This window comes from Sorangium sp. So ce295 (assembly GCF_051527405.1).
Lineage (GTDB): Bacteria > Myxococcota_A > Polyangia > Polyangiales > Polyangiaceae > Sorangium > Sorangium cellulosum_B.
The window spans coordinates 11425888-11448272 of the sequence record NZ_CP150324.1 but is presented as its reverse complement, the minus strand read 5'-3'; the positions used below and the strand labels follow the sequence as shown (position 1 = coordinate 11448272).

Here is a 22385-nt window from a genome sequence, read left to right as displayed (position 1 = left end):
CAGCGCGTTTTGCCGTGTTCTTCGCCGCTTCGTCTCTTACGCGCGGTGGTGCATGCGCATCACGAGATCGCATTGCGAACGATTTTTTATTTTTCGGATCATCCGCTCCGCTGCTGGACTCGCAGCGCTCCGGCCTACTCGCACGCCTCGCCGAGGACGTACCCGTGCTTGCAGATGCAGCGGCATTCGACCTCGAACTCGGGCTCGTTGCACGCCGGCCGGACCTGCCGCACCTGCTTCGCCGTCCGGCCCTCCCTGTCCTTCACCTGCACCTCGATCTCGTAGTCGTGATCGAAGATGTCGCTGCCCGACCAGTTGTTCGGGCAGACTCCCACGTTCGCGAAGGTCGAGATGTCGGCGTCGACGCTCGCTCCCCAGCCGTCGCCGGTCGGCCTGAGGTTGACCGTCCTCGACTCGGACATCACACGCCCGGACACGGGATCGCGGAGCGAGCCGGACAGCTGGACGCCGCAGGCGCTCAGGTTCGTCGCCCGGACGCCCAGGAAGAGCACCCGCCCGCCCTGCGGCGGCATGATGATGTCGATCCCGTCGCCGTCGCTCACCGGGTGCGCCGCGTCGCTCGAGTCGAGCGCGATGACCTCCATGCGGATGTCGGCGCCCTCCTCGCCCAGGTACCCGAGCTTGCAGGGGTGCTCGACCGGCGGGGGATCCCCGCCGTCGTCGGCGCACGCCGGCGCGGCGAGCAGCAGCGCAGCGAGCCCGCGGCTCGCCGCAGCGGGCCAGGCCATCAGCGGTCCCGCCCCTCCGGCGCCGGAGGATCACCCCCGTCGTCCTCGGGCTCCTCCCGCGGGATCGGCGCGCGCGGGCGCCTCGTGGCGCCCAAGGAGCTGGAGCTGATCGGCGCCATGGTGATCGGCGCCATGGTGATCGGCGCCACCGCCCGCGAGTCGGGCGCCGGGCGCTGAGACAGCGCGTCGCCGCGCCACCTGCCGTCGACGTCCGCCTCGGCGCGCCCCGGCGCCTCGCTGGGCGCCGAGCTCCATTCATGAAGACCAGCCTGCGGGAAGGGCGTGCGCTCGGCCAGGTACGCCGCGAGCAGCCGATCGCGCTCGAGCTCTTCCGTGCTCGGCGGCGGGGGAGGATCGAGCGTCGGCAGCTCGTCGGTCCACGTCAGGTCCGCGTCGTCCAGGCTCGATCCGGACCCGGCGCTGGAGAACGCGCGCGGCGCGTTCCGCTCCGTCGGGACAGGCTCCGGCGCGTAGCTCAGGGCACCGCCCGGCGCATGGCTGGAGGCACGGGCCGGCGGCGGGCTGGGGGTACGGGGCGCCGCGTGACCAGGGGCGCGGTCCGACGCGTGGCTGAAGGCACGGGCCGGCGTGGGGCTAGGGGTGCGGGGCGGCGCGTAGCCAGGGGCACGGTCCGACGCGTGGCTGGAAGGACGGGCCGGCGGATAGCCAGGGGCACGGTCCGACGCGTGGCTGGAAGGATGGGGCGATGGATAGCGAGGGGCAGGGGCGCGGTCCGACGTGTGGCTGGAAGGATGGGGCGATGGATAGCGAGGGGCAGGGGCGCGGTCCGACGCGTGGCTGGAAGGATGGGGCGATGGATAGCGAGGGGCAGGGGCGCGGTCCGACGCGTGGCTGGAAGGATGGGGCGATGGATAGCGAGGGGCAGGGGCGCGGTCCGACGCGTGGCTGGAAGGATGCGGCGGCGGATAGCCCGGGGCGCGGTCCGACGCGTGGCTGGGAGGACGGGGCGGGGTGTACGTGGGCGCGTGATCGAGCGCGCTGGCGGGCGGAGGCTCGGACGCGAAGGAAGGGCTCCGCGAGGTCGGCGGCGGCCCCGGCGGCGGCGGATCGATGGTCGGGAGCTCGTCGTCCCAGTCCCAATCCTCCGGATCAACTCGGGAATCCGACCGGCGCGACGACGCGCCGAGCCGGAGATCCCCCGACCTCCGCGACGCCGGGAACGCCGCCGGAGGGCCGATCGTCGGCAGCTGGCCCACGCCCGGGTCCCGCGCCGGCGCGTCGTCCCGGCGCTCGATCTGCCGCGACGGGCGCGTCGGCTCGGGCGCCGGCACGGAGTACCTCGTCGACGCGACCTGCCCGAAGGGCCGCGAATCCCGCGGCAACCGCGGCGGAGGAGGGACGGCCATCGCCGCGCGCGCCGCCGCCGTCGAGGGGGGCGGCTGCGTCGAGATGAGGTTCTCGTCGCGACCCCGCTCGGCCGGCGCCGGGCGCTCGGCCGGCGCGGGCTGCCGGGGTTGCATGCTGGTCGGCGACGACCCGGCCTGCGCGGAGCCCGCGAGCGGCCTGCCGAGCCACGCGGCCTCCTTGCGCGCCTGCGCGGAGCGCGCGCCTTCCTCCGAGCGGACCGCGCGCGGCGCGAGCGTGTCGCCCGGCTCCGTCGGCGGGACCTCGTCGCCGAAGAGCACCGGCGCGGCGGCCGTCACGCGCGACTCCACCCCCGCGGCGCCCCTCCCGGAACGGAAGCCGAACGCGGCGCGGATCGCCCGCTCGTGGTGAGGCTCGACCTCGACGGGCCGGACGATGAAGCACGGCTCCGCGCCCGGCGCCCGCTGCGAGAGGTCGACGTCGAACGGCGCGCCGAGGAGGTGGCCCTGCTCGTCGAACAGGACGCGCACCGGCGGCTGCGCGAAGTGCGCGGGCGACAGCGGCGTCGAGAGCACGACCCCGAGCTCGCCGGTGCTCAGCTGCACGAACGTCCCGGTCGGGATGATGCCGAGCGCGCCGACGAGCAGCTTGCCGATCGCCCGGTCGGTCGCGCTCTCGGCGCCCGTGATCATGCGCTGGAGCACGGCGTCGAGCGACGAGGCGCCGCCCGATGCCGTCTCGATCGTCGGGAACGGCGCCGTCCGGAGCTCCGTGAACTGGCGGGCCGCCGCCAGGATGCGCGCGAGCACCGTGGGGCTGCGCCGGCCGCCGTAGAGCGGGCCCTGCCGGCCGCCTTGCCGGAGCGCGAGCGCCTCGTAGGCGATGACCGTGCGCGTGATCGAGGGCGCGTGCAGCTTGCCGAGCGCCGTCAACATGACGGCCGCGCTCGCGGGCAGCCGCTCCTTCTCGTCGTCGCTCAGGCCGCGCTCGAGGAGAGAGCGCGCGACAGGCTCCTCGCCGTCGGCCGAGCCGGCGAGCACCCCCGTGAGCCGCAGCCGGCTCACGTCGTAGAGCAGCGCCGCGGTGACGAGGCCCCCGAGCATCCTCCTGTCGGTCGTGAGCTGCCGGGCGATGCCCAGCGCGACGATCGCCGTGGACACGCTGAGGCCCCCCTCGTCCGGGTCGGCGATCTTGCCCGCGGCGACCGAGAGCAGCAGGCGCGCGTCCTCCTCGGCCGCGGCGACGAGCTTCTGCGCGACGCGCTTCACCCGCTGCGGCAGGATCACCGGGGACGAGCGCAGGGCCGCGTAGAACGACCGCATCACGAGGATCGCCGCGGCGTAGGTGCGGCTGATCCGGCCGATGCGGGTGCCGTCGCCGTCGATGGCCCCGCCGGGGAACGGGTTCGTGAGCTTGCGGACGCGGACGCCCCGCAGGCTCGACTGGAGGAGCCGCGCGGCGATGCTGCGGTCGCGCTGGGCGTCGGCGAGGAGGCGGGCGAAGGCGGCGAGCTCGGCCCGACGGACCGCCTTGTCGAGCACGAGCTCGGAGACGTCGCAGGCCTCGAAGAAGCTGCCGAGCTCCAGGGCGACCTCGTACGTCTCGCGCGAGGCGCGGAGCATCTGGCCGTTGATGAAGAGGGTGTTGCCCGCGAACACGATCGTCGCGGCCTCGCTCCCCGACAGCTCGCAGAACTGGACGATGCTGTCGATCGCGGACGGGACGAGCGACAGCACCGCCTGGTTCGAGTCGCTGTGCAGGAGGCACGCCTTCGCGAGCCGGTAGATCATCTGCACCAGGCCGAGCGCCGCGCGGCGCCGCCCGTCGGCCTTCACGCCCGAGATCGCCGTGTCGCCGGTGCTCTCGTGGAGGTTGGCTTTCTCCTCGCTCACGGCTTCCTCCCGCCGCGGGGCGACGGAGACGGCCCCGGCTTCGTCGAGGGCACCGCGCTGCCGGGCGTAGGCTCGATGGCCGTGCGGGACGGCGCGCCGAACGGCAACGAGGCGGGGCCCTGCCGCGCGCTGTACGGCGCGACGCTGGCGCTCGAGGGCGGGGCGGGGGACCTCGGCGGCATGGCCGGGCGCGGCATCGACGGCGGCATCGGCGGCGGCGCGGCCGTCGGGGTGGACGACGACGTGGAGGAAGGCGGCGGCCCACGCCGGCTGAACGGCACGGAGGTGGGAGGCGCCGAGGCGGCGCTCGTCGAGGCGGGCACCGGCGAGACGAGCGGCGGCCTGTAGGCGGATCGGCCGGCGTCGCCGTTCGGGGCCATGGATCCGGGGCGCGGGGTGCTCCACGGCTCGAGCTGATCCGGCAGGCTGAGCGGCCCGCCCGGGCTCACGCGCCGGACCGAGACGGGCGAGTACGAGCGCTTCGCGCGGGAGGGCGGCGCGCTCGCGTCCGGGTGCGCCTGCGCCAGGGGACGATCGCTCGGGCGGGTCGGCGCGACGAGGCGCGCGGCGATCGCGACCGCGGCGCGCGCTGCGGCGTCGCGCACCGGCGGGGTGTTCCACCAGCGCGGCTTGGTCGCCTCCTTGACCGCGCGGAGCGCCTCGTAGCTCCGCGCCTGGCAGAGGAAGTGCGCGGCCAGCTCGCGGGTCTGCTCGATCGCCTCGGACGGGATGAGCTGGCGCTTCTCGAGCAGCTCGATCGCGAGCTTCTCGGCCCGCGCGGGGTTCAGCTGCGCGACGGTCTCGATCCACTGCCGCCGCTCTGCCCCCGAGAGGTCGTGGAACGACGGCGCGACGATCCGCCGCACGAGCGTCGGGCCCGCTGCGAGGACGCCGAGCTTGCCGATGAGGCGCAGGGCCTCACAGCGCACCAGCGGCGCGGGGTCGTCGAGGAGCTTCTGGAGCTCCTCCCGGACGCGGTCGGCGGCGGAGCCCGCGGAGCCGCCCTCGCCCGCGGCGGCGTCGGGGAGCTCGGCGAGCGCGTTGATGCGCACCTCGACGTGCGGGCTCGCGAAGCCGGCCTCCAGCGCGGCGAGGGCGCCGGGGGTCTTGAGCTGCGCGAGCAGCTGGAGGAGCGTCAGGGCGAGGGGGGCCGGGGCGCGAGAGAGCAGGTCCCCGAGCTCGGCCTCCCGGCCCGGCGCCCACCGCCGCATGTAGACGAACAGGACCTCGCGCAGGCGCTCGGACTGCACGGCGCCGTGGCACTGGCATGCGGCGCTGAAGAGCGAGCCGTCCTCGAGCGCGTCGAGCGCGTGGGCCAGCCCCTCGACGATCGCCGGGTCGAGCGGCGCCACGCTCCGGCTCGCGCCGGCCTGGGCCGCGCTCCGGCTCGCGCCGGCCTGCAACGTGTTCCGGCTTGCGCCGGCCTGCGCCGCGCTGCGCCCTGGGTCGGCCTGCGCCGTGCTCCGGCCCGCGTCGACCTGTGTCGCGCTCCGGCTTGCGCTGGCCTGCGCCGCGCTCCGGCCCACGCCGGCCTGCGCCGCCACACCTGCGGCCGCCCCGCCGTGGCCCGCCGCGCCGGTGGCCGACGCTCCCGTGGCCGCCGCGCCGGTGGCCGCCGGCTCCTCCGGGTGCGCCGTCGCGAGATCGTTGAGGATCGCCCGGAGCGCCTCGACCGGGAACATCGCCTGCGCGAGCGTCCGGTCGACGGCGCGCGCCGAGAGCTGCGGCAGCGCGGCGCTGGATCGACCTGCCGCGCCCGCCGCGCCGCGCTGCATGCCGTCGAGCCGCGCGAAGAACGCGCGCCGGAGCATCGTCTGCACCTCGAACGCGAGCTCGTAGCTGTGCAGGACGATCTGGTCGGCGGTCCACGCGGTGAGCGCCCCCGTCATGCGGTCCTCGTCGCCGTGCCGGACGGCGTCCACGTAGCCGTCGACGAACGCGTCCATGTAGCGCTCGTTCCACTGCTCCGACGGCAGCGCGATCTGGGCGCCGAGGGTGCTCCGGGTCAGCGGGTCGATGGCGAGCGCCGAGGCGGCCGCGCCCGTCTCCGCGAGCGCGGCCTCGACGTTCCGCTGGAGCGCCCTGCCCGCGAGCGAGCTCTCGTCCCACAGGCTCTCGATCTGCGCGAGGGCGCGCGCCCCCACCGCGACCTCCCGGCACTGCTCCTCGAAATCCTCCAGGTCCGCGTCGCCCTCGGCGAACTGGTCGATCGCCATGTACGCGATGTGCTCGAAGCGCCGGTCCCAGAGCGCGGTCACGGCGTCGTCGTCCTCGCCCATGCCGAAGCTCTGGTCGCGGAGCAGGATGGCCGCGAAATCGCGGAGCTCGGCCTCGGTGATGCCGGCCTTGATCTGGATCTTCCGGACGCCGTCGGCGAAGAGCTGGTAGGGGATGCGATCGAACGGGGGCCTGTCGGGCTGCCAGATCGGCTGGCCGCCCGAGGTGAACGCGCTCGGGGTGACCTCCCAGCGGACGCCGAGGGGGTTCTGCGAGAGCGTCCGCGTGATCTCGTCGAACGCGAAGTGGATGCCCTTGTTCACGTGGGGGTGGTTCCACCCGTACTGGCGGATGTTGCTGAGCACGAGCGCGAGCTGCCTCCAGACGCCGACGAGCCGCTGGCAGGTCTGCTCGACGATCGACGGCGGATCCTGGTCCTCGTCGATGGTGTCGTTGCCGCGGACGAGCACGCGCGGCGCCTTCTTCTCGCGCGAGGGCGTCAGCTGGCCGGCGGCGTGCGCGGCCGTCAGCCGGCGGAGCTCGCCGCGCATCGCGGCGGCGCTCTGGAAGCGGCCCCCGCGCTCGAAGGCGAGCGCCTTGTCGACGAACGCCACGATCTCGACCGGCAGGTCGGGGACCTCGGTCGCGATCGACGGCGCGGTCTGCGTCGCGGCGAGGAAATACGACTCGGACTCGCTCCGGCCGCGGTTGAGCCGCTTGCCCGACAGCAGGGTGAACAGGCTCGCGCCGACCGACCAGAGGTCGGACCGTCCGTCGATGCCGGACACGCCCATCGCCTGCTCGGGCGACATGAAGGCCGGCGTGCCGAACGTGAGCCCCGCGCGCGTGGCCTGCCGCTCGGGGTCGCGCATCCGGGCGATGCCGAAGTCGAGGACCTTCACGTGGCCGGCGCTCGTGACGAAGATGTTCGCCGGCTTGATGTCGCGGTGGACGATGCCGATCGAGTGGCACTTCTCGAGCAGATCGAGCACCACGTCGAAGACGGGCAGCACCTGGGCGAGGGGGAGGGTGCCGCCGGCGCTGCTCGCGAGCCGCTGGAGCGTGGTGCCGGAGAGCAGCTCCATGACGAGGAACGGCTCGCCGCGGTCGCTGAGGTCGTCCTCGACCACGGCGACGCGCGCCGGGTGATCGACCCGGTTCGCGATCTTGCCCTCGCGCAGGAAGCGGTCCCGCAGCTCGGCGTTGCGCGCGAACTCGATGTGGAGGACCTTGACCGCCGCGCGCGTCCCCCTGCGGTGGGTCGCCGCGAACACCGCGCCCATGCCGCCGACGCCGAGCAGATCGTCGAGCCGCCACTTGGCGTTCAGGGCTGTCCCGATCCGCGAAGCGGCGGTGTCCACGAGGTTCGGCTCCTCGGCGTGCGGGTCGAGCGGGGCCATAGACCGGGCAGCGATCAGGGGCCGCGCAGTGCGCGGCAGAGGGCGAGCAAGCCTGGCCGAGCATACATGGTTCCCGCTGAAGCGCGAACCATGACAAGAACGTCCGCCCCCACGGAACAAAGGTGGGAGAGGCATCCTGTGGGGCTGCTGCCAGGCGCTTCGCAGCGCGCAGCGCGCGGGTCACACGGGGTCACGCGGGGTCACGTGGGTTCATGTTGGTTCACGTTTCCGCGTGCAGCCGATAGAGACGATCACGGCCCGCCGCGGAGCGCGCCGACACGCTCGGACACTCACCGACGATTCCCTGCTTCAGCGCACGTCCAGCCGCGGCGCTGCGCCGGCGTCCTGCTCGGGGGCGCCTGGCCACTCGGGGCACGTGGCGCGGTAGTCGATGCCGGGCATGAGCTGCGCCCATTCCTCGCGCGTGAAGTTGCGCCCGGCGTAGGCGCACGCGCGCGCCATCAGCGACTCGGCCGCGATCGAGAAGACGCGCGCCGCGCCGTCGTTCGCGGCGGTCACGACGCGGGTGGCGTCGGGGCTGAACACGGCGTCCGTCAGCGTGACGCCCTCGGCGCGGAGGGTGATCGCCTCGCCCTGCCCGTCCACGGGGAGCACCCGCGCGATGCCGTCGCTCGACACCGCGACGAGGCGCGCGCTGTCGCTGCTGAACGCGACGGTCCGGACCGCCGCGCCGAGGCCGCTCAGGAGGACGGGCTGGCCCTGGCCGTCGACGCGGAGCAGCCGCACGCCGCCGTCGAGCGCGGCGATCGCGACATGGCTCCCGTCCGGGCTCACCGCGATGGCGGCGATCGCCCGGTCCTCGTACCCCGACGGGAGGACGCGCGGGACGCCGCGGCCGTCCGCGGGCCAGACCTTCACGTTGGGCCCCGACGTCGCCACGATGTGCTGGCCATCCGGGCTGAACGCCGCCCGGAGCAGCCCCGCGCGCTCGTCGCGCAGCACGACGGGCTCTCCCGGGACGCCGTCCTCGAACACGCGCAGGATGCCGTTCCACGAGGTCGTGACGATCCGGGTGCCCTCCGGGCTGAAGGCGACGCCCACCACCCGGTCGTCGTGGACCCCGAGCACGATCGGCTCGCCCCGCCCATCGGCGCGCCAGATCCGCGCCGTCTTGTCGGCCGAGCCGGTGACGAGGCGGCTCCCATCGGGGCTGAAGTCGACGCTGAGCAGGTGCTCCGCGTGCCCGCGGAGGACGACGGGCTCGCCCGAGCCGTCGGTCCGGAAGACGCGCGCGGTCTTGTCGGTCCCGGCGGTGGCGATCCTGCTGCCGTCGTGGCTGACGGCGATGCCGGTCAGCGGCCCCTCATGGCCGCGCAGGAGCAGCGGCTCGCCCGGCCCGCCGAGCCGCCACACCCGCGCGGTCCCGTCCTCCGACGCGGTGACGACGCTCGCGCCGTCGCGGCTGAAGGCGGCGCTGTTCACGACCCCCTCGTGGCCCTCGAGGACCATCGGCGCGCCCTTGCCGTCCGCGCGGAAGACGCGCGCGGTCCCATCCGCGGAGGCCGTGACGACCGCGCCGCCGTCGGCGCTGAACGCGGCGCTGCGCACCGCGCCCTCGTGCCCGCGGAGGACGACGGGCTCGCGCCGGTCCGCGCCGGGGATGCGCGCCGTTCCGTCGCCCGTCGCGAGGACGATGCGGTCGTCCACCGGGCTCGTGTCCGCGCTCTCGACGCCCGGCCCGTGCCCCTTCAGCGCCGCGGGGGCGCCGTGCCCGTCGGCGCGGACGACGTGGACCGTCCCGCTGATGGCCGTGGCGAGGATCCGGGCCCCGTCGTGGCTGAACACCGCGCGCCGGATGAGCCGCTCGCCCAGGGGCACGACGAGCGGCGGCTCGCCCTCCATGCCGAGGCGCCACACGTAGATCGCGCCGCCCGTCGTCCCCGCGACGACGCGGCTGCCATCCGGGCTGAACGCCACGCTGGTCGGCGCGGCGTCCCTCGTGCCGAGCGCGCGAACCTCGTGGCCGTCGGGGCGCCACAGGCGCACCGCGCCGTCGGTCGACGCGGTCGCCAGGAGGCTCCCGTCGTGGTTGAAGGCGACGGCGACGACGCCGCCGGGGGTGGCGGCGCGCAGCACGAGCGGCTCGTCGCGCCCGCCGAGGCGGAAGATCCTCGCGGCCCCGTCGGCCGAGGCGGTGGCGACGAGGCGGCCGTCGGGGCTGAAGGCCGCGTGGTGGACCGCGCCGCCGTGCCCGACGAGCACCTCCTGGTCGACGGCGGGGCCCCAGACCGCGTCGCCGAGCGCCTGCACCACGGCGGGGCCCGCGGGGCGGCCGCTCGCCCTGGTGGCGAGGGCCGCCTCCACGGCGAGCAGGCGCGCGCGGGGCAAGAGGCCCTCGGCGCGCTCCTTCGCCGACTGGGCCGCGAGCCGCCGGGCGTCGTTCTCGCGCGACTCCTGCCGCGCGCGGACCAGCGCCCGCTCCTCCTTCCCCATCTGCCAGAGCAGCACGAGGGTCAGGCCGCCGAGCAGCGTGACGGCGACGGCGAGCACGCTGATGAGCCGCCGCGTCGACCGCTTCTGGCCCTCCGCCCGCGCGCAGGCGGAGAGGAACGCCCTCTCCTCCGCCGAGAGGTCCGCTCGCCCATCGCACCACGACGTGAGCTCCGCGAGCGCCGCGCCGCCCACGAGGTAGTCGTCTCTCCGGCCGTGCGACAGCCAGCGCGCGAGCGGCTCCCTTGTGGCTCGGTCCGCCTCCCGTGACAGGACCCACGCCCGGTCGAAGACCCTGCGGACGACGCGATTGCGCACGTCGAGGTACGGCGCGCCCGAGGCCGCCGTCCGCTCCACGGAGAGCCCCGAGAGCAGCAGCGTCCGCTGGACCGGGTCGCCGGCGTCGACGCCCACCCGGTGGCCGTCGAGCAGCTGCTTGTAGAGCTGGAGGAGCGCCGGCGCCCGCCCGCAGCGGGGCCACTGCGCCTCCAGGCACCGCTCCGCGTGGCGCAGGTTCGGGTCCTCGGTCCGGCCCTGGTCAAGGAACCGCCGCGCCACGGCCTCGTCGACGTCGAGATCGCGCCGCTCTCCGGCGAGATCGGCGCAGAGCCGCTGCGTCATGTAGGGGTGGCCCGAGGTCCACGCGAAGACCGCGTCGAGCAGCGCGTCGGGGTCGGCCACGAGCCCCTCCAGGCCCGCGCGGAAGCCGCGCGCCTCGGCGCGGGTGAAGTCGTCGAGCCGGATCGGGCGGCCGATGTTGAACGGCGCGCGCGCCGGATCCGCGACGAGCTCCGAGGGCGCCGCCGCCCCGAGCAGGCAGAACGTCAGCCGGCTGTTGGCGGGGCGCTCCGCGCGCCGGTTCACGAAGGCCCGGAGGATGGCGAAGAAATCGTCCCGCGAGAACGGGAGGGCCAGCGTGGCGTCGACCTCGTCGATGAACAGGACGATCGCGGAGGAGATCTCCACGAGCACGACGTCCTCGAGCCAGCGCAACCAGCAGTGCACCGGCCCGAGGTGCCAGTGGGCGTCCCAGAACTCGTCCGGCGGCTCCAGCCCGAGCTGCTCGGCGATCTCCGACGCGATCCCGAGGTACCAGCTCACCGGCGAGGTGGTGTCGGTGCCGAGCGCCCCGAGATCGACGCTCGCGCACTCCACCTGCTCGGCGCGGAGCCGCGTCGAGACCTGGAGTCGCAGGCTGGACTTCCCGGTGTGCCGGGTCGAGAGCACATAGCAGAGCTCTCCGCGCAGGAGCGCCTCGAAGAGCTCCCTGTCGGCGGGGCGCTCGATATAGATCACGCCCTCGCCCACGGTCCCGCCCGCCTGGAACCGGCGCCTGTGATCTCCGGCACTGGCCTTCGCCTGAACGAGGTCGGGAGGCGCCGAGAAGGTCACGAATCTGACGGTGCCATGCGACGCCAGGACCGTCAACGGAACGACAGCCCGTGTCGCTGGCGTCCGCGGCGAAACAACAGGGCTCGCGACGGCGCGGTGAATGTCACGCGAATGTCGCGTCGACCGGATGGGCTGGCGCTCACACGATCGGGATTCGCCGGCGAAGGCGCAGGCGACGCGCGCCCCGCCTGCGCGCCTGCGCGTCTGCGTTGCGCGCGGCGCGATTGCGTGTGCGTCCATCGTGTCGCGCCGAGAAAACCCGCTTTTTACGTCCAGAAATTGTGGACCGGGCCACCGCTGCTGGTGTAGCGTTCGCGCCGTGCGAGGCGTGTTGAGGGCGGGGCAGAATCGCGTCGTGGTCGCGCCGGCCGCCGTGCCGCTGCTCGTCTGGGCATTGCGCTCCGCGGCTCGGAAGGCTCCTGCAGACACTACGGCTTTGCCTGACACTCCAGAAGCTCCTGCCGGAGCGCGCGGGGGGCCTGACCCGCACGCGCTCGCGCCGGCCGCGCCGCTGCCCATCGGGCTCATCCGTCGAGATGGGCTCTCGTCCGGCGCGTGTGTCGGCTCGCGTGGATGCGTGATGGCTCGACGCGCCGAGCTATGGTGATCACGATGGACCGGCGGCGATCGAGACTCTCCCTCTGGCGGACGGCGCGCGCGGCCGCGCTCGCGCGGACGGCCGGGGTCGCCTCACTGGCGCTCCTCGCGGCGGCGTGCGCCGAGCTCGACGAGGAGCCCGTGCGGTCGGCCTCGCTCGCGGCGCACGCGAGCGACTGGCGGGAGGAGATCATCTATCAGGTGCTGATAGACCGCTTCGCCGACGGCGACGCGGGGAACAACCACCGGGTGTCCTCGGCGCCGGGCAGGTGGCACGGCGGCGACTGGAAGGGGCTCGAGGAGGGTCTGCCCTACCTCGAGGCGCTCGGCGTCACCGCGCTCTGGATCTCGCCGATCGTCAAGAACGTCGACACCGACGCCGGCGTCGACGGATACCACGGTTACTGGACGCAGGATTTCACCGAGCTGAACCCCCATTTCGGCGACCTCGCGTCGCTGCGCCGCCTCGTCGCGTCGGCCCACGATCGCGGCATGAGGGTCATCCTCGATATCGTGACGAACCACGTCGGCCAGCTGTTCTATTATGATATCAACGAGAATGGGCAGCCCGACGCGGACGTCCACGGCGGCGGCGAGGACGGGCGCCTCCAGCTCGAGGCCGTGAACGAGTACGATCCGGAGTTCGACCCCCGCGGCGTCCAGGCGCGGACGTCGCCCGGCAAGTCGGGCCCGGCGCCGATCGTCTTCCGCCACGAGCCCGCGACCAACCACCTCCCGCCGCAGCCCGAGCTCTTCCAGGACCCCGAGGTCTACAACCGCAAGGGGCGCATCCTCGATTTCGAGGATGTCGACCAGCTCGTGCACGGCGATCTCCCGGGCGGCCTCAAGGACATCGACACCTCCCGCTGCGACGTGAAGCGGGAGATGGTCGACGTGTTCGTGCGCTGGGTCGAGCTCACCGACGTCGACGGGTTCCGCATCGACACGCTGAAGCATGTCGAGCACGAGTTCTGGCGCTATTTCACGCAGAACGTCCGGCTGCAGCTGGCGGCGATGGGCAAGACCGATTTCTTCATGTTCGGAGAGGCCTTCGACGGCAAGGACGACCTCGTCGGCAGCTTCACGAAGCACGAGGTCCCGGCCCACCCGCACGACGAGGCGCTCGGCGGCAACCTCGAGCGCGAGAACGCCGACGAGGCGGAGGGGGGCTGTCCGGGCGCCGCGCCGATCACGGGGGACTCTGTCGACTCCGTGCTGTATTTCCCCCAAGCTTATCGGGTCTTCCGCGACGTCTTCCGCGACGCCCGGTCCACGCGGCGGATCGAGGAGCTCTGGGACGCGCGGGCGCTCAACTACGGCGCTGAGCCGAACGCGAACGGCATCGGCGTCCCGCCGCTGAAGGCGCTCGTCAACTTCATCGACAACCACGACGTCCCGCGCTTCCTCCATGTCGGCCCGGGCGCCTCGCCCTTCAAGGCCGATCCCGAGGCGGCGCTCAAGAATGCGCTCCTGTTCCTCTTCACGGAGGAAGGCATCCCTTGCCTGTACTACGGCACGGAGCAGGGCTTCAGCGGCGGCGACGATCCGGCGAACCGCGAAGATCTCTGGGAGAGCGGCTATGACACGGAGCGCCCGCTCTTCCGGTGGATCCAGCGGCTCACGGCGCTGCGCAGGGGCTACCCGGCGCTCACCGCCGGCGAGCAGCGGGTGCGCTGGTCGACGGAGCGGACGGGCGAAGGGGACGAGGACGCGGGGATCTTCGCGTTCGAGCGGGGGGAGCCGGACGGCGACTATGCGCTCGTGGTGCTCAACACGCACCCCCGGAAGCAGAGCGCCACGAGCTTCAACGGGGCGGCGATGACGACGGGGCTGACGCGGGGGACCGTGCTCGTCGACGTGCTCTCGCCCGAAAAAAAGACATATAGGGCGGGCGCGAACGGCGCTGTCACCGTCAAGCTGCCCCCGGTGAGCGGGGCGCTGCTCATCCCGGAAGACCAGATCATCCATGGTCTCTGATCCTGCCTGGCACTCCTCCCTTCCAAGAGAGTCTCCAACATGGCGTCTGTCAAAGTGCGCGGACTCAACAAGCGATTCGGCCAGACCCACGTGCTGCGCGGCGTCTCTGTCGACGTGCCCGACGGCTCGTTCGCCGTCCTCGTGGGACCGAGCGGCTGCGGCAAGTCGACGCTGCTGAGGCTGCTCGCCGGGCTCGAGGAGGCAGACGACGGCACGATCGCGCTCGGTGACCGCGACGTCACGCGGCTGGAGCCGCGCGATCGCGACATCGCGATGGTGTTCCAGTCGTACGCCCTCTACCCGCACCTCACGGTGCGCGAGAACCTCGCCTTCGGCCTCAAGCTCCGGAAGACACCGCCGGCCGAGATCGAGGCGCGCGTGAAGGAGGCGTCGGAGATGCTCGGGCTCGGCCCGCTCCTCGACCGGCACCCCCGGGCGCTCTCCGGCGGCCAGCGGCAGCGCGTGGCCATGGGCAGGGCCATCGTGCGGCGGGCGCAGCTCTTCCTGTTCGACGAGCCGCTCTCGAACCTCGACGCCGCCCTCCGCGCGCAGGTGCGGGTCGACATCCGCAAGCTGCACGACCGGCTCGGCGCGACCAGCGTCTACGTCACCCACGATCAGGTCGAGGCCATGACGCTCGCGGACGAGATCTTCGTGCTCAACAAGGGCGTCGTCGAGCAGTCGGGGCCGCCCCTCGAGGTCTTCGCCCGGCCTCGCACCCGGTTCGTGGCGAGCTTCCTCGGCAGCCCGGCCATGAACTTCGTCGAGGCGCGCCTGGAGAGCCGGGGCGGCCGGTGGGTCGCGGCCCAGGGCGACCTCGCCATCGACGTCGACGCGGCCGACTTCCCGGGCGCGCTCTCGTCCGGGCGGCAGGTGACGGTCGGCGTGCGCCCGCACGAGGTGGACCTCGCCCCGGGCGACGGCGGCGCCCCGTTCGAGGTGGCGATCGTCGAGGCCCTCGGGGCCGAGTCGTACGCGCACGGCACCGTCGCGGGGGCGCCGTTCGTGGCGCGCCTCGACCCGGCCGCGCGCGTCGCGAAGGGCGACACCGTGCGGGTCGCGCTCCGCCAGGTGCACCTCTTCGACGCGGACTCCGGGCTGAGCCTGCGAGAAGCGTGAGGCGACCGTGCCGAGCCGTCGCTGTCGTCTCGCGCTCGCGCTCGCGCTCGCTGCGCCCGCGCTGATCCTCCTCTTGCCCGCGCTCGCGGCCGCCGCGCCGATCCGGCTGTGGCACGCCTACCGCGACGACGAGGCCAGGGCGCTCGACGCCATCGTCGCCGCCTTCGAGGGCGAGGAGGTCGAGGTCCTCGCCGTCCCGTTCGACGCCTACGCCTCGAAGCTCCAGGCCGCGATCCCGATGGGGGAGGGGCCCGACCTGTTCATCGACGCCCACGAGCGGCTCGGCGACTTCCGCGCGCGCGACCTCGTCACGCCCGTGGGCGACGCGCTCGAGCCGGGCGGCGAGGCCGTGTTCCTGGGGCCGGCGCTCGCCGCGGTCCGGCAGGGGGGCGAGATCCTCGGCCTGCCGATCAGCCAGAAGTGCGTGGCGCTCTACATGAACACCGCGCTCGTGAAGGAGGCCCCGGCGACCCTCGAGGACATCGCGGCGCTGGCCGGCTCGCTCCCCGAGGGCGTGTACCCGCTCGCGTACGAGGCGTCGAACGCCTACGCGCACATGCCGATCCTCGCGGCGTTCGGCGGCGCGATGCTGGGCGAGGACGACCAGTTCGGCTTCGTCGGCCCGGGGCCCGAGCGCTCGCTCGAGCTCGTCCGCGCGTTGATCCAGCGCCGGGTCGTCCCGGAGGACGCGAACGGCGCGCTGGTGACCGACCTGTTCAACGCGGGCCGCGCCGCGTTCGTGATCAGCGGGCCGTGGTTCGCGGGCGGCCTCGGGGAGGAGGCGCGGCGGCGCGCCCGCGTCGTCCCGCTCCCCAAGGTGCGCGAGACCGGCCTCCCGATGCGGCCGTTCCTGACCGTCGAGGCGGTGATGCTCTCGCCCCAGGGCGCGCGGCGCGCCGGGGCGCGGGCGCTCGCGCGCCACCTCGCGGGCGCCGCGGCCGCGGCCACGCGGCTCGAGGTCGCGCGCACGCCGCCGGTGCGGAGCGACGTGGCCGTCCCGGCCGGCGACGCCTTCATCGCGGCGTTCACCGAGCAGGCCAAGGCGGCCATCCCGATGCCGACCTCGCCGGCGATGCGCTCGACCTGGGAGCCGGCCACGCGCGCGATCCGCAAGGTGCTCCGGGGCGACGCGCCCCCCGACGTCGCGCTCTCCGAGGCCAAGCGCCGCTTCGACGACGTCCGCCGGCCGCTCCCTCCCCCCGCCTCGCCGGCGCCGCTCCTCGTCGCGCTCGGCGCGCTCGCGCTGCTGCTCGCTCTCCGGTGGGTCCGCGCCGCGAGGGGCGCGGCGCCCGGCACCGGGCGCTGGCGCTCGTTCCGGCGCGCGCTCGGGCGCTCGATCGGGCGCTCGATTCCTGCCTACAAGTACGTCGCGCACGCGGTCGTCGCGATCGGCGTGCTCGTGGTGATCCCGCTCGTCATCGGCGCGGCGACGTCGCTCTTCGCCGGCAGGGGCGAGGGCCTCCGGTACGTCGGCCTCGCCAACTTCATCAGCATCCTCACGGCCCGCGGCGGGCCGCTCTTCGCGAGCGGCTCGTTCTACCTCGTGCTCGCGGTGACCGTGCTCTGGACCGCGGTGAACCTCTGCCTCCACGTCCTCCTCGGCGTCTCGCTCGCGCTGCTCCTGCACCGCCCGACCCTGCGCCTCCGGGCGCTCTACCGGGTGCTCCTCATCGTGCCCTGGGCCGTGCCGAGCTACGTGACCGCGCTGTCCTGGAAGGGCATGTTCCACCGGCAGTTCGGGGCCGTCACCGGCCTCATCGAGGCGGTGAACTCCGCGCTCGGGACGAGCATCGAGCCCATCTCCTGGTTCTCGAGCTTCACGACGGCGTTCACGGCCAACGTGACGACCAACGTCTGGCTCGGGTTCCCGTTCATGATGGTTGTCACGCTGGGCGCGCTCACCGCCGTGCCGGAGGACGTGCTCGAGGCCGCCGAGGTCGACGGCGCCACGCGGTGGCAGCGTCTGCGGATGATCACGTTGCCCCTGATCAGGCCGGTGCTCGCGCCCGCGGTGACGCTGGGCGCGATCTGGACGTTCAACATGTTCAACGTCGTGTTCCTCGTGTCCGGCGGCGACCCGGACGGCACAACGGACATCCTCGTCTCCGAGGCGTACCGGTGGGCGTTCACCCGCGAGGCCCAGTACGGCTACGCGGCGGCGTACTCGGTGCTCATCTTCCTGCTCTTGACGCTCGCGACGCGCGACTGGCATTTCCGGCGGCGGCGGACGCCCGTCTCCGCCATCCCGCAGGGCGGGGCCGAGGCTGGATCGGCGCCCCTTCCGGCGGCGGCGACGGAGGTCGCGTGACGCGGAGGCCCTCTCCTGTCGAGTCGATCGCGGTGCACGCCGCGCTGGTCGCGGCGGTCGCGTTCGCGCTGTACCCGGTGCTCTGGGTCGCCTCGATCGCCTTCTCCGGGGCGCGCCCGCCGGTGCCGGAGGTGCTGCCCATCCCGAACCAGCCGACGCTCGAGCACATCGTCGCGGTGGTCACGACGTCGAAGAAGGTCGGCGGCGAGCCGATCTGGCTCTTCCCCCGCCAGCTCGCCAACTCGATCGTCGTCGCGCTCGCGACGGCGGCCGCCGGCGTCTCCGTCGCGGTCCCGGCGGCGTACGCGCTCGCGCGCTTCCAGTTCCTCGGCAAGGACCGCGGCCTGCGCGCGCTGCTCGCGACGCAGATGTTCCCCACGGTGGCGAGCGCGATCCCGCTGTACCTCCTGCTCGACGCGCTCGGCCTGCTCAACTCGCGGACCGGGCTCGTGCTCTGCTACGCGTCGACGGCGGTGCCGTTCTCGATCTTCCAGCTCCGGGCGGCGTTCGAGGCGATCCCGGTCGACCTGGAGGAGGCGGCGATGGTCGACGGGGCGACGCGCTTCCAGGCGTTCCTCCGGGTCGTGCTCCCGGCGGCGCGGCCGGCGATCGCCGTGACGGCGCTGTTCGCGATCATGACGGCGTACAACGAGTTCATCCTCGCGGCGACGCTGCTCGGCAAGGAGGAGATGTTCACGCTGCCGGTGGTGCTGCAGCGGTACATCGGCGAGTACGACGCGCAGTGGGAGCGGTTCGCGGCGGGGGCGCTCCTCGTGTCGCTGCCGGTCATGGCGGCGTTCTATGTGGTGCAGCGCCACCTGATCGCGGGGCTGACGACCGGCGGCGTGAAGGGGTGAGCGCGCCGCGGTGAGCGTGGCTGCGGGCGCCCCGGACGCGGCCCCGGCGGCGCGGGCCGCCAGCGCCGCGTCCGCCGGCGACGCGACCCGCGCTGCCCGGCCTTGTGCTGCCCGGGGCCGAGGGGCGTCCCTCCTACTTGCCCGCCGTGCCCGGGCGCCGCCCGTTCATGGGACCCGGCCCTCGCGGCCGTGGACGCCCGATCGCGACCCCGCTATCTCCATGAAGCCATGCCGAAGGCCGAGGATCCCCCGCCCGCCGCCGCGCCGGGGACCGCTCACGCGGACCCCCGCGCATCGGTGGGCGTGGGCGGCGAGCCCCGCCCGTCGCTGGGCGGCGAGCCGCGCCCGTCGCTGGGCGGCGAGCCCCGCCCATCGCTGGGCGGCGAGCCCCGCCCGTCGCTGGGCGGCGACGCCGAGGGCCGCGGCACGTTCCTGCCGCTCCCCACCGCGCTGCAGCGGCGCCTCAGCCGGCCCTCGTGGGAGAAGTTCGTGCTCCCGCTGCTCGGCCCCCTGCTCGCGCTGCTCGTCATCGGCGCCGTCGCCACGCTCGAGGCCGCGCTCGACTGGACCGTCCCGAACCCGCCCGCGATCCTCTCGATGATCATCGTCTTCGCGGCGTTCAGCGGCGGCCTCTGGAGCGGCATCGTCACGGCGCTCATCTCGTGCGTCTTCTTCGCGCTCTACTTCTCCAAGGAGGGCGTCCTTTTATCGTACGACGAAGACAACCTCCTCCGGGTCATCGTCTACGCCGTCACCACCCCCGCCATGGCGGTGATGGCGAGCATCGCCAAGCGCCGCGCGGACGCCATGGGCGAGGCCTCGCTCGAGAACGAGCGCGAGCACTCCGCGAGCCTGCGCGCCCTGCTCATGCAGCGCCAGGCGGTCGAGGACGAGCTCCAGCAGGCCAAGGAGGCCGCCGAGGCGGCGAGCCGCGCGAAGAGCGAGTTCCTCGCCAGCGTGAGCCACGAGATCCGCACCCCGATGAACGGCATCATCGGCATGACGTCGCTCGCGCTCCAGACCGAGCTCACCCCGGAGCAGCGCGAGTACCTCGAGATGGTCAAGATCTCGGCCGACGCGCTGCTCTCCATCATCAACGACGTCCTCGACTTCTCGAAGATCGAGGCCGGCAAGCTCGAGATCGAGCCCGTCGTCTTCGACCCGAGCGAGATCATCGGCGACGCCGTGAAGACGCTCGCGCTCCGCGCCCACGAGAAGCGGCTCGAGCTCGCCTACGACGTCGGCCCCGACGTGCCCGAGGCGCTGGTCGGCGATCCGCTGCGCCTGCGCCAGGTCCTCGTCAACCTCGTGAGCAACGCGGTGAAGTTCACCGACGCCGGCGAGGTCGTCGTCCGCGCCGAGGTCGTCTCGCGCGCGCCCCTCACCGCCGAGGAGGATGCCAGCGCGGACAGCCAGGGCACGCCGAGCCTCTACGCGGGCGAGGCGCTCGGCGACGCCGTGGTGCTGCGCGTGAGCGTGATCGACACGGGCATCGGGATCGCCCCGGACAAGCAGCGGCTCGTCTTCGACGCGTTCGCCCAGGCGGACGGCTCGACCACCCGCAAGTACGGCGGCACGGGGCTCGGCCTCACGATCTGCGCCCGCCTCGTCGAGATGATGGGCGGCAAGATCTGGATCGAGAGCGAGGTCGGCAAGGGAAGCACGTTCCACTTCACCCTCCAGCTCCGCGCGCTCGATGGCGCCGCCCGGTCGCGCCGCCTGGAGATCCCGAAGGACCTCCTCGGCACGAAGGTCCTCATCGCCGACGACAACGCGACCGCGCGGCGCATCCTCGCCGAGACCATCGAGGGCTGGGGGATGAAGGCGGTCCCCGTCGACTCGGGGGCGGCGGCGATCGCGGCGCTCTCGGAGGACTCGGGCGTGTGGGCGCTGCCCTGGGGCAAGCCGGGGGGCAACGCGGTCGGGCCGAGCAGCTCGTTTGGCCTCGCCATCGTCGACGCCCGCATGCCGAAGGTCGACGGCTTCGCCGTGGTCGAGCACTGCCGGAAGCGCGAGATCTTGAAGGGGCGCGTCCTCATGCTGCTCAGCTCGACGTCCGCGCAGGCGGACGTCGCGCGCTGCCGCGATCTCGGCGTCTTCGCCATGGTCACGAAGCCCGTGAAGACGTCCCACCTCCAGGAGGCCGTGTTCCACGCCTTCGGCGTCCCGACGCGGACCTCGCTCCGGTCGGCCGACCCGCGCCGCGCCGCGCCCGGGACGCGCGCGCGCGGCCTGCGCGTGCTCGTCGCCGAGGACAACGCGATCAACCAGAAGCTGATGCGCCGCTGGCTGGAGCGGCAGGGCCACCACGTGCACATCGTCGAGAACGGCCGCCTCGCCGTCGAGAAGATCGCGGGCGGGCAGTACGACGTGGCCCTGCTCGACGTGGAGATGCCCGAGATGGACGGCCTCCAGGTCGCGCGGGTCGTCCGGGCCCGCGAGCGGCGCGAGGGCGGGCACATGCCGCTCATCGTCGTGACCGCGTACGCGATGAAGGGCGACCGCGAGCGCTGCCTCCGGGCCGGCTTCGACGGCTACCTGTCGAAGCCGGTGCAGGTCGACGAGCTCTACGACATGATCGACCGGCTGGCCGCCGGGCCCTCCGCCCTGGAGATCGAGGACCCGGCGCGCATGTCGCTCGGCGCGCCGAGCTCGTATACGTCGGCGCCCTCGCCGGCGTCCGACAGCGGGCCGCCGAGCACCCGATCGGAGGAGCGGCTCCTGCCTTCGCCCTCCTCGATCGCGGCCCGGCCGATGTTCGATCGCACGAAGGCGCTGGAGCGGACGGGCGGCGACGCCGACCTCCTGCGCGAGCTCGCCGAGGTCTTCCTGGAGGAGTGCCCGCGCTGGATGGGCGACATCGACGACGCGGTGGCCGCCGGCGACGCCCGCAAGCTCCAGCGGGCCGCGCACAGCCTGAAGGGCGGGGTCGACAGCTTCGGCGCGCGGGGCGCGTTCGAGGCCTCCTTCGCGCTGGAGAAGATGGCGCGCGCGAACGAGCTCGGCAGCCTGGCCGAGGCGCAGTTCGCGCTGCGGGCGCAGATCGAGCGCCTGCTCCCCGAGCTCGCCGCGTTCGTGCGCGAGGGCGCGCCGGCGGACCCGGCGCCGCCGGTGCAGGGCGAGCGGCGCTCTGATAGCGAGGTGACGCGATGGTGAGGGTGCTCGTGGTGGACGACTCCCCGATGGATCGGCGCCTCTCCGGGAGCTTGCTCAAGAAGCGCGCCGGGATGGAGCCCGTGTACGCCGAGAACGGCGTCGAGGCGCTCGAGACGATCGCCAGGTCGATGCCCGAGATCGTGCTGACCGATCTCCAGATGCCGGAGATGGACGGCCTGGAGCTGGTCGAGGCGATCCGCCGCGAGCACCCGTACCTCCCGGTGATCCTGATGACGGCGCACGGCAGCGAGGAGATCGCGGTGCAGGCGCTGCGGCGCGGCGCCGCGAGCTACGTCGCGAAGCGGAACCTCGCGGCGGAGCTCGTGAACACGGTCGAGAACGTCCTCGCGGTGGCGCGGCTCGATCGGCGGGAGCAGCAGCTCCTCTCGTGCCTGACGGCGACCGAGTCCCATTTCGAGCTCGACAACGACGTGGCGAAGGTCCCCGCGCTGGTCGGCCACGTCGAGCAGAGCCTGGGGCGGATGCGGCTGTGCGACGAGACGGGCCGGATCCAGGTCGCGGTGGCGCTGCGCGAGGCGCTCGTGAACGCCATCGTGCACGGCAACCTCGAGGTCAGCTCGACGCTGCTCGACGAGCAGCCGAGCGCCTTCTCCGCGCTCGTCGAGCGCCGCCGGGCGGAGAGCCCGTACCGGGATCGGCGCGTTGTCGTCGTGGCGCGCGAGACGCGCACCGAGGCGACGTACGTGGTGCGCGACGAGGGGCCCGGCTTCGACCCGCGCAACCTGCCGGATCCGACCGATCTCGCCAACCTGGACAAGCCGAGCGGCCGCGGCCTGATGCTGATCCGCACGTTCATGGACGAGGTGCGGCACAACGAGAAGGGCAACGAGATCCGCATGGTGATGAAGTGCCGCTCGCCGGGGGCCGGCGGCGAGCCGGGCGACGACGGCGGCTGACGCGGTCCGTCGGATCGCCCGGGGGAA

General features: G+C 73.6%; 10 protein-coding genes. 6 read left to right on the top strand and 4 right to left on the bottom strand.

Annotated features, from left to right (window positions below; all coding sequences use genetic code 11):
- Window positions 1–134: 134 nt before the first annotated feature.
- The 4 genes from WMF11_RS43470 to WMF11_RS43455 form a co-directional block, all read right to left on the bottom strand.
- Complete coding sequence (locus WMF11_RS43470) at window positions 135–749, bottom strand: hypothetical protein (protein WP_437904976.1); 615 nt, start codon at window positions 747–749, stop codon at window positions 135–137.
- The gene (locus tag WMF11_RS43465; protein WP_437974941.1) at window positions 749–3967 is read right to left on the bottom strand and encodes a hypothetical protein; all 3219 of its coding nucleotides are present in this window, start codon (window positions 3965–3967) and stop codon (window positions 749–751) included. The genes WMF11_RS43470 and WMF11_RS43465 overlap by 1 nt, the downstream gene beginning before the upstream one ends.
- The gene (locus WMF11_RS43460) at window positions 3964–7584 is read right to left on the bottom strand and encodes a protein kinase domain-containing protein (RefSeq protein WP_437974940.1); all 3621 of its coding nucleotides are present in this window, start codon (window positions 7582–7584) and stop codon (window positions 3964–3966) included. Before WMF11_RS43460 ends, WMF11_RS43465 begins: the two co-directional genes overlap by 4 nt.
- A 309-nt stretch (window positions 7585–7893) precedes the next feature.
- Window positions 7894–11427: an AAA-like domain-containing protein gene (locus WMF11_RS43455; RefSeq protein ID WP_437974939.1), complete on the bottom strand. Its 3534-nt coding sequence runs from the start codon at window positions 11425–11427 to the stop codon at window positions 7894–7896.
- Window positions 11428–12039: 612 nt separating this feature from the next.
- On the opposite strand from WMF11_RS43455, the gene WMF11_RS43450 reads away from it, so the two are divergent.
- From WMF11_RS43450 to WMF11_RS43425, 6 genes are all read left to right on the top strand, one after another.
- The gene (locus WMF11_RS43450) at window positions 12040–14001 is read left to right on the top strand and encodes an alpha-amylase family glycosyl hydrolase (protein ID WP_437974938.1); all 1962 of its coding nucleotides are present in this window, start codon (window positions 12040–12042) and stop codon (window positions 13999–14001) included.
- A gap of 39 nt (window positions 14002–14040) precedes the next feature.
- Complete coding sequence (locus WMF11_RS43445) at window positions 14041–15120, top strand: ABC transporter ATP-binding protein (RefSeq protein ID WP_437904971.1); 1080 nt, start codon at window positions 14041–14043, stop codon at window positions 15118–15120.
- 7 nt (window positions 15121–15127) lie between these two features.
- Complete coding sequence (locus WMF11_RS43440) at window positions 15128–17428, top strand: extracellular solute-binding protein (RefSeq protein ID WP_437974937.1); 2301 nt, start codon at window positions 15128–15130, stop codon at window positions 17426–17428.
- Window positions 17425–18285: a sugar ABC transporter permease gene (locus WMF11_RS43435; protein WP_437546213.1), complete on the top strand. Its 861-nt coding sequence runs from the start codon at window positions 17425–17427 to the stop codon at window positions 18283–18285. Before WMF11_RS43440 ends, WMF11_RS43435 begins: the two co-directional genes overlap by 4 nt.
- Window positions 18286–18513: 228 nt before the next feature.
- Window positions 18514–21441: a response regulator gene (locus WMF11_RS43430; protein ID WP_437974936.1), complete on the top strand. Its 2928-nt coding sequence runs from the start codon at window positions 18514–18516 to the stop codon at window positions 21439–21441.
- Window positions 21435–22358: a response regulator gene (locus WMF11_RS43425; RefSeq protein WP_437546209.1), complete on the top strand. Its 924-nt coding sequence runs from the start codon at window positions 21435–21437 to the stop codon at window positions 22356–22358. Before WMF11_RS43430 ends, WMF11_RS43425 begins: the two co-directional genes overlap by 7 nt.
- Window positions 22359–22385 lie beyond the last annotated feature (27 nt).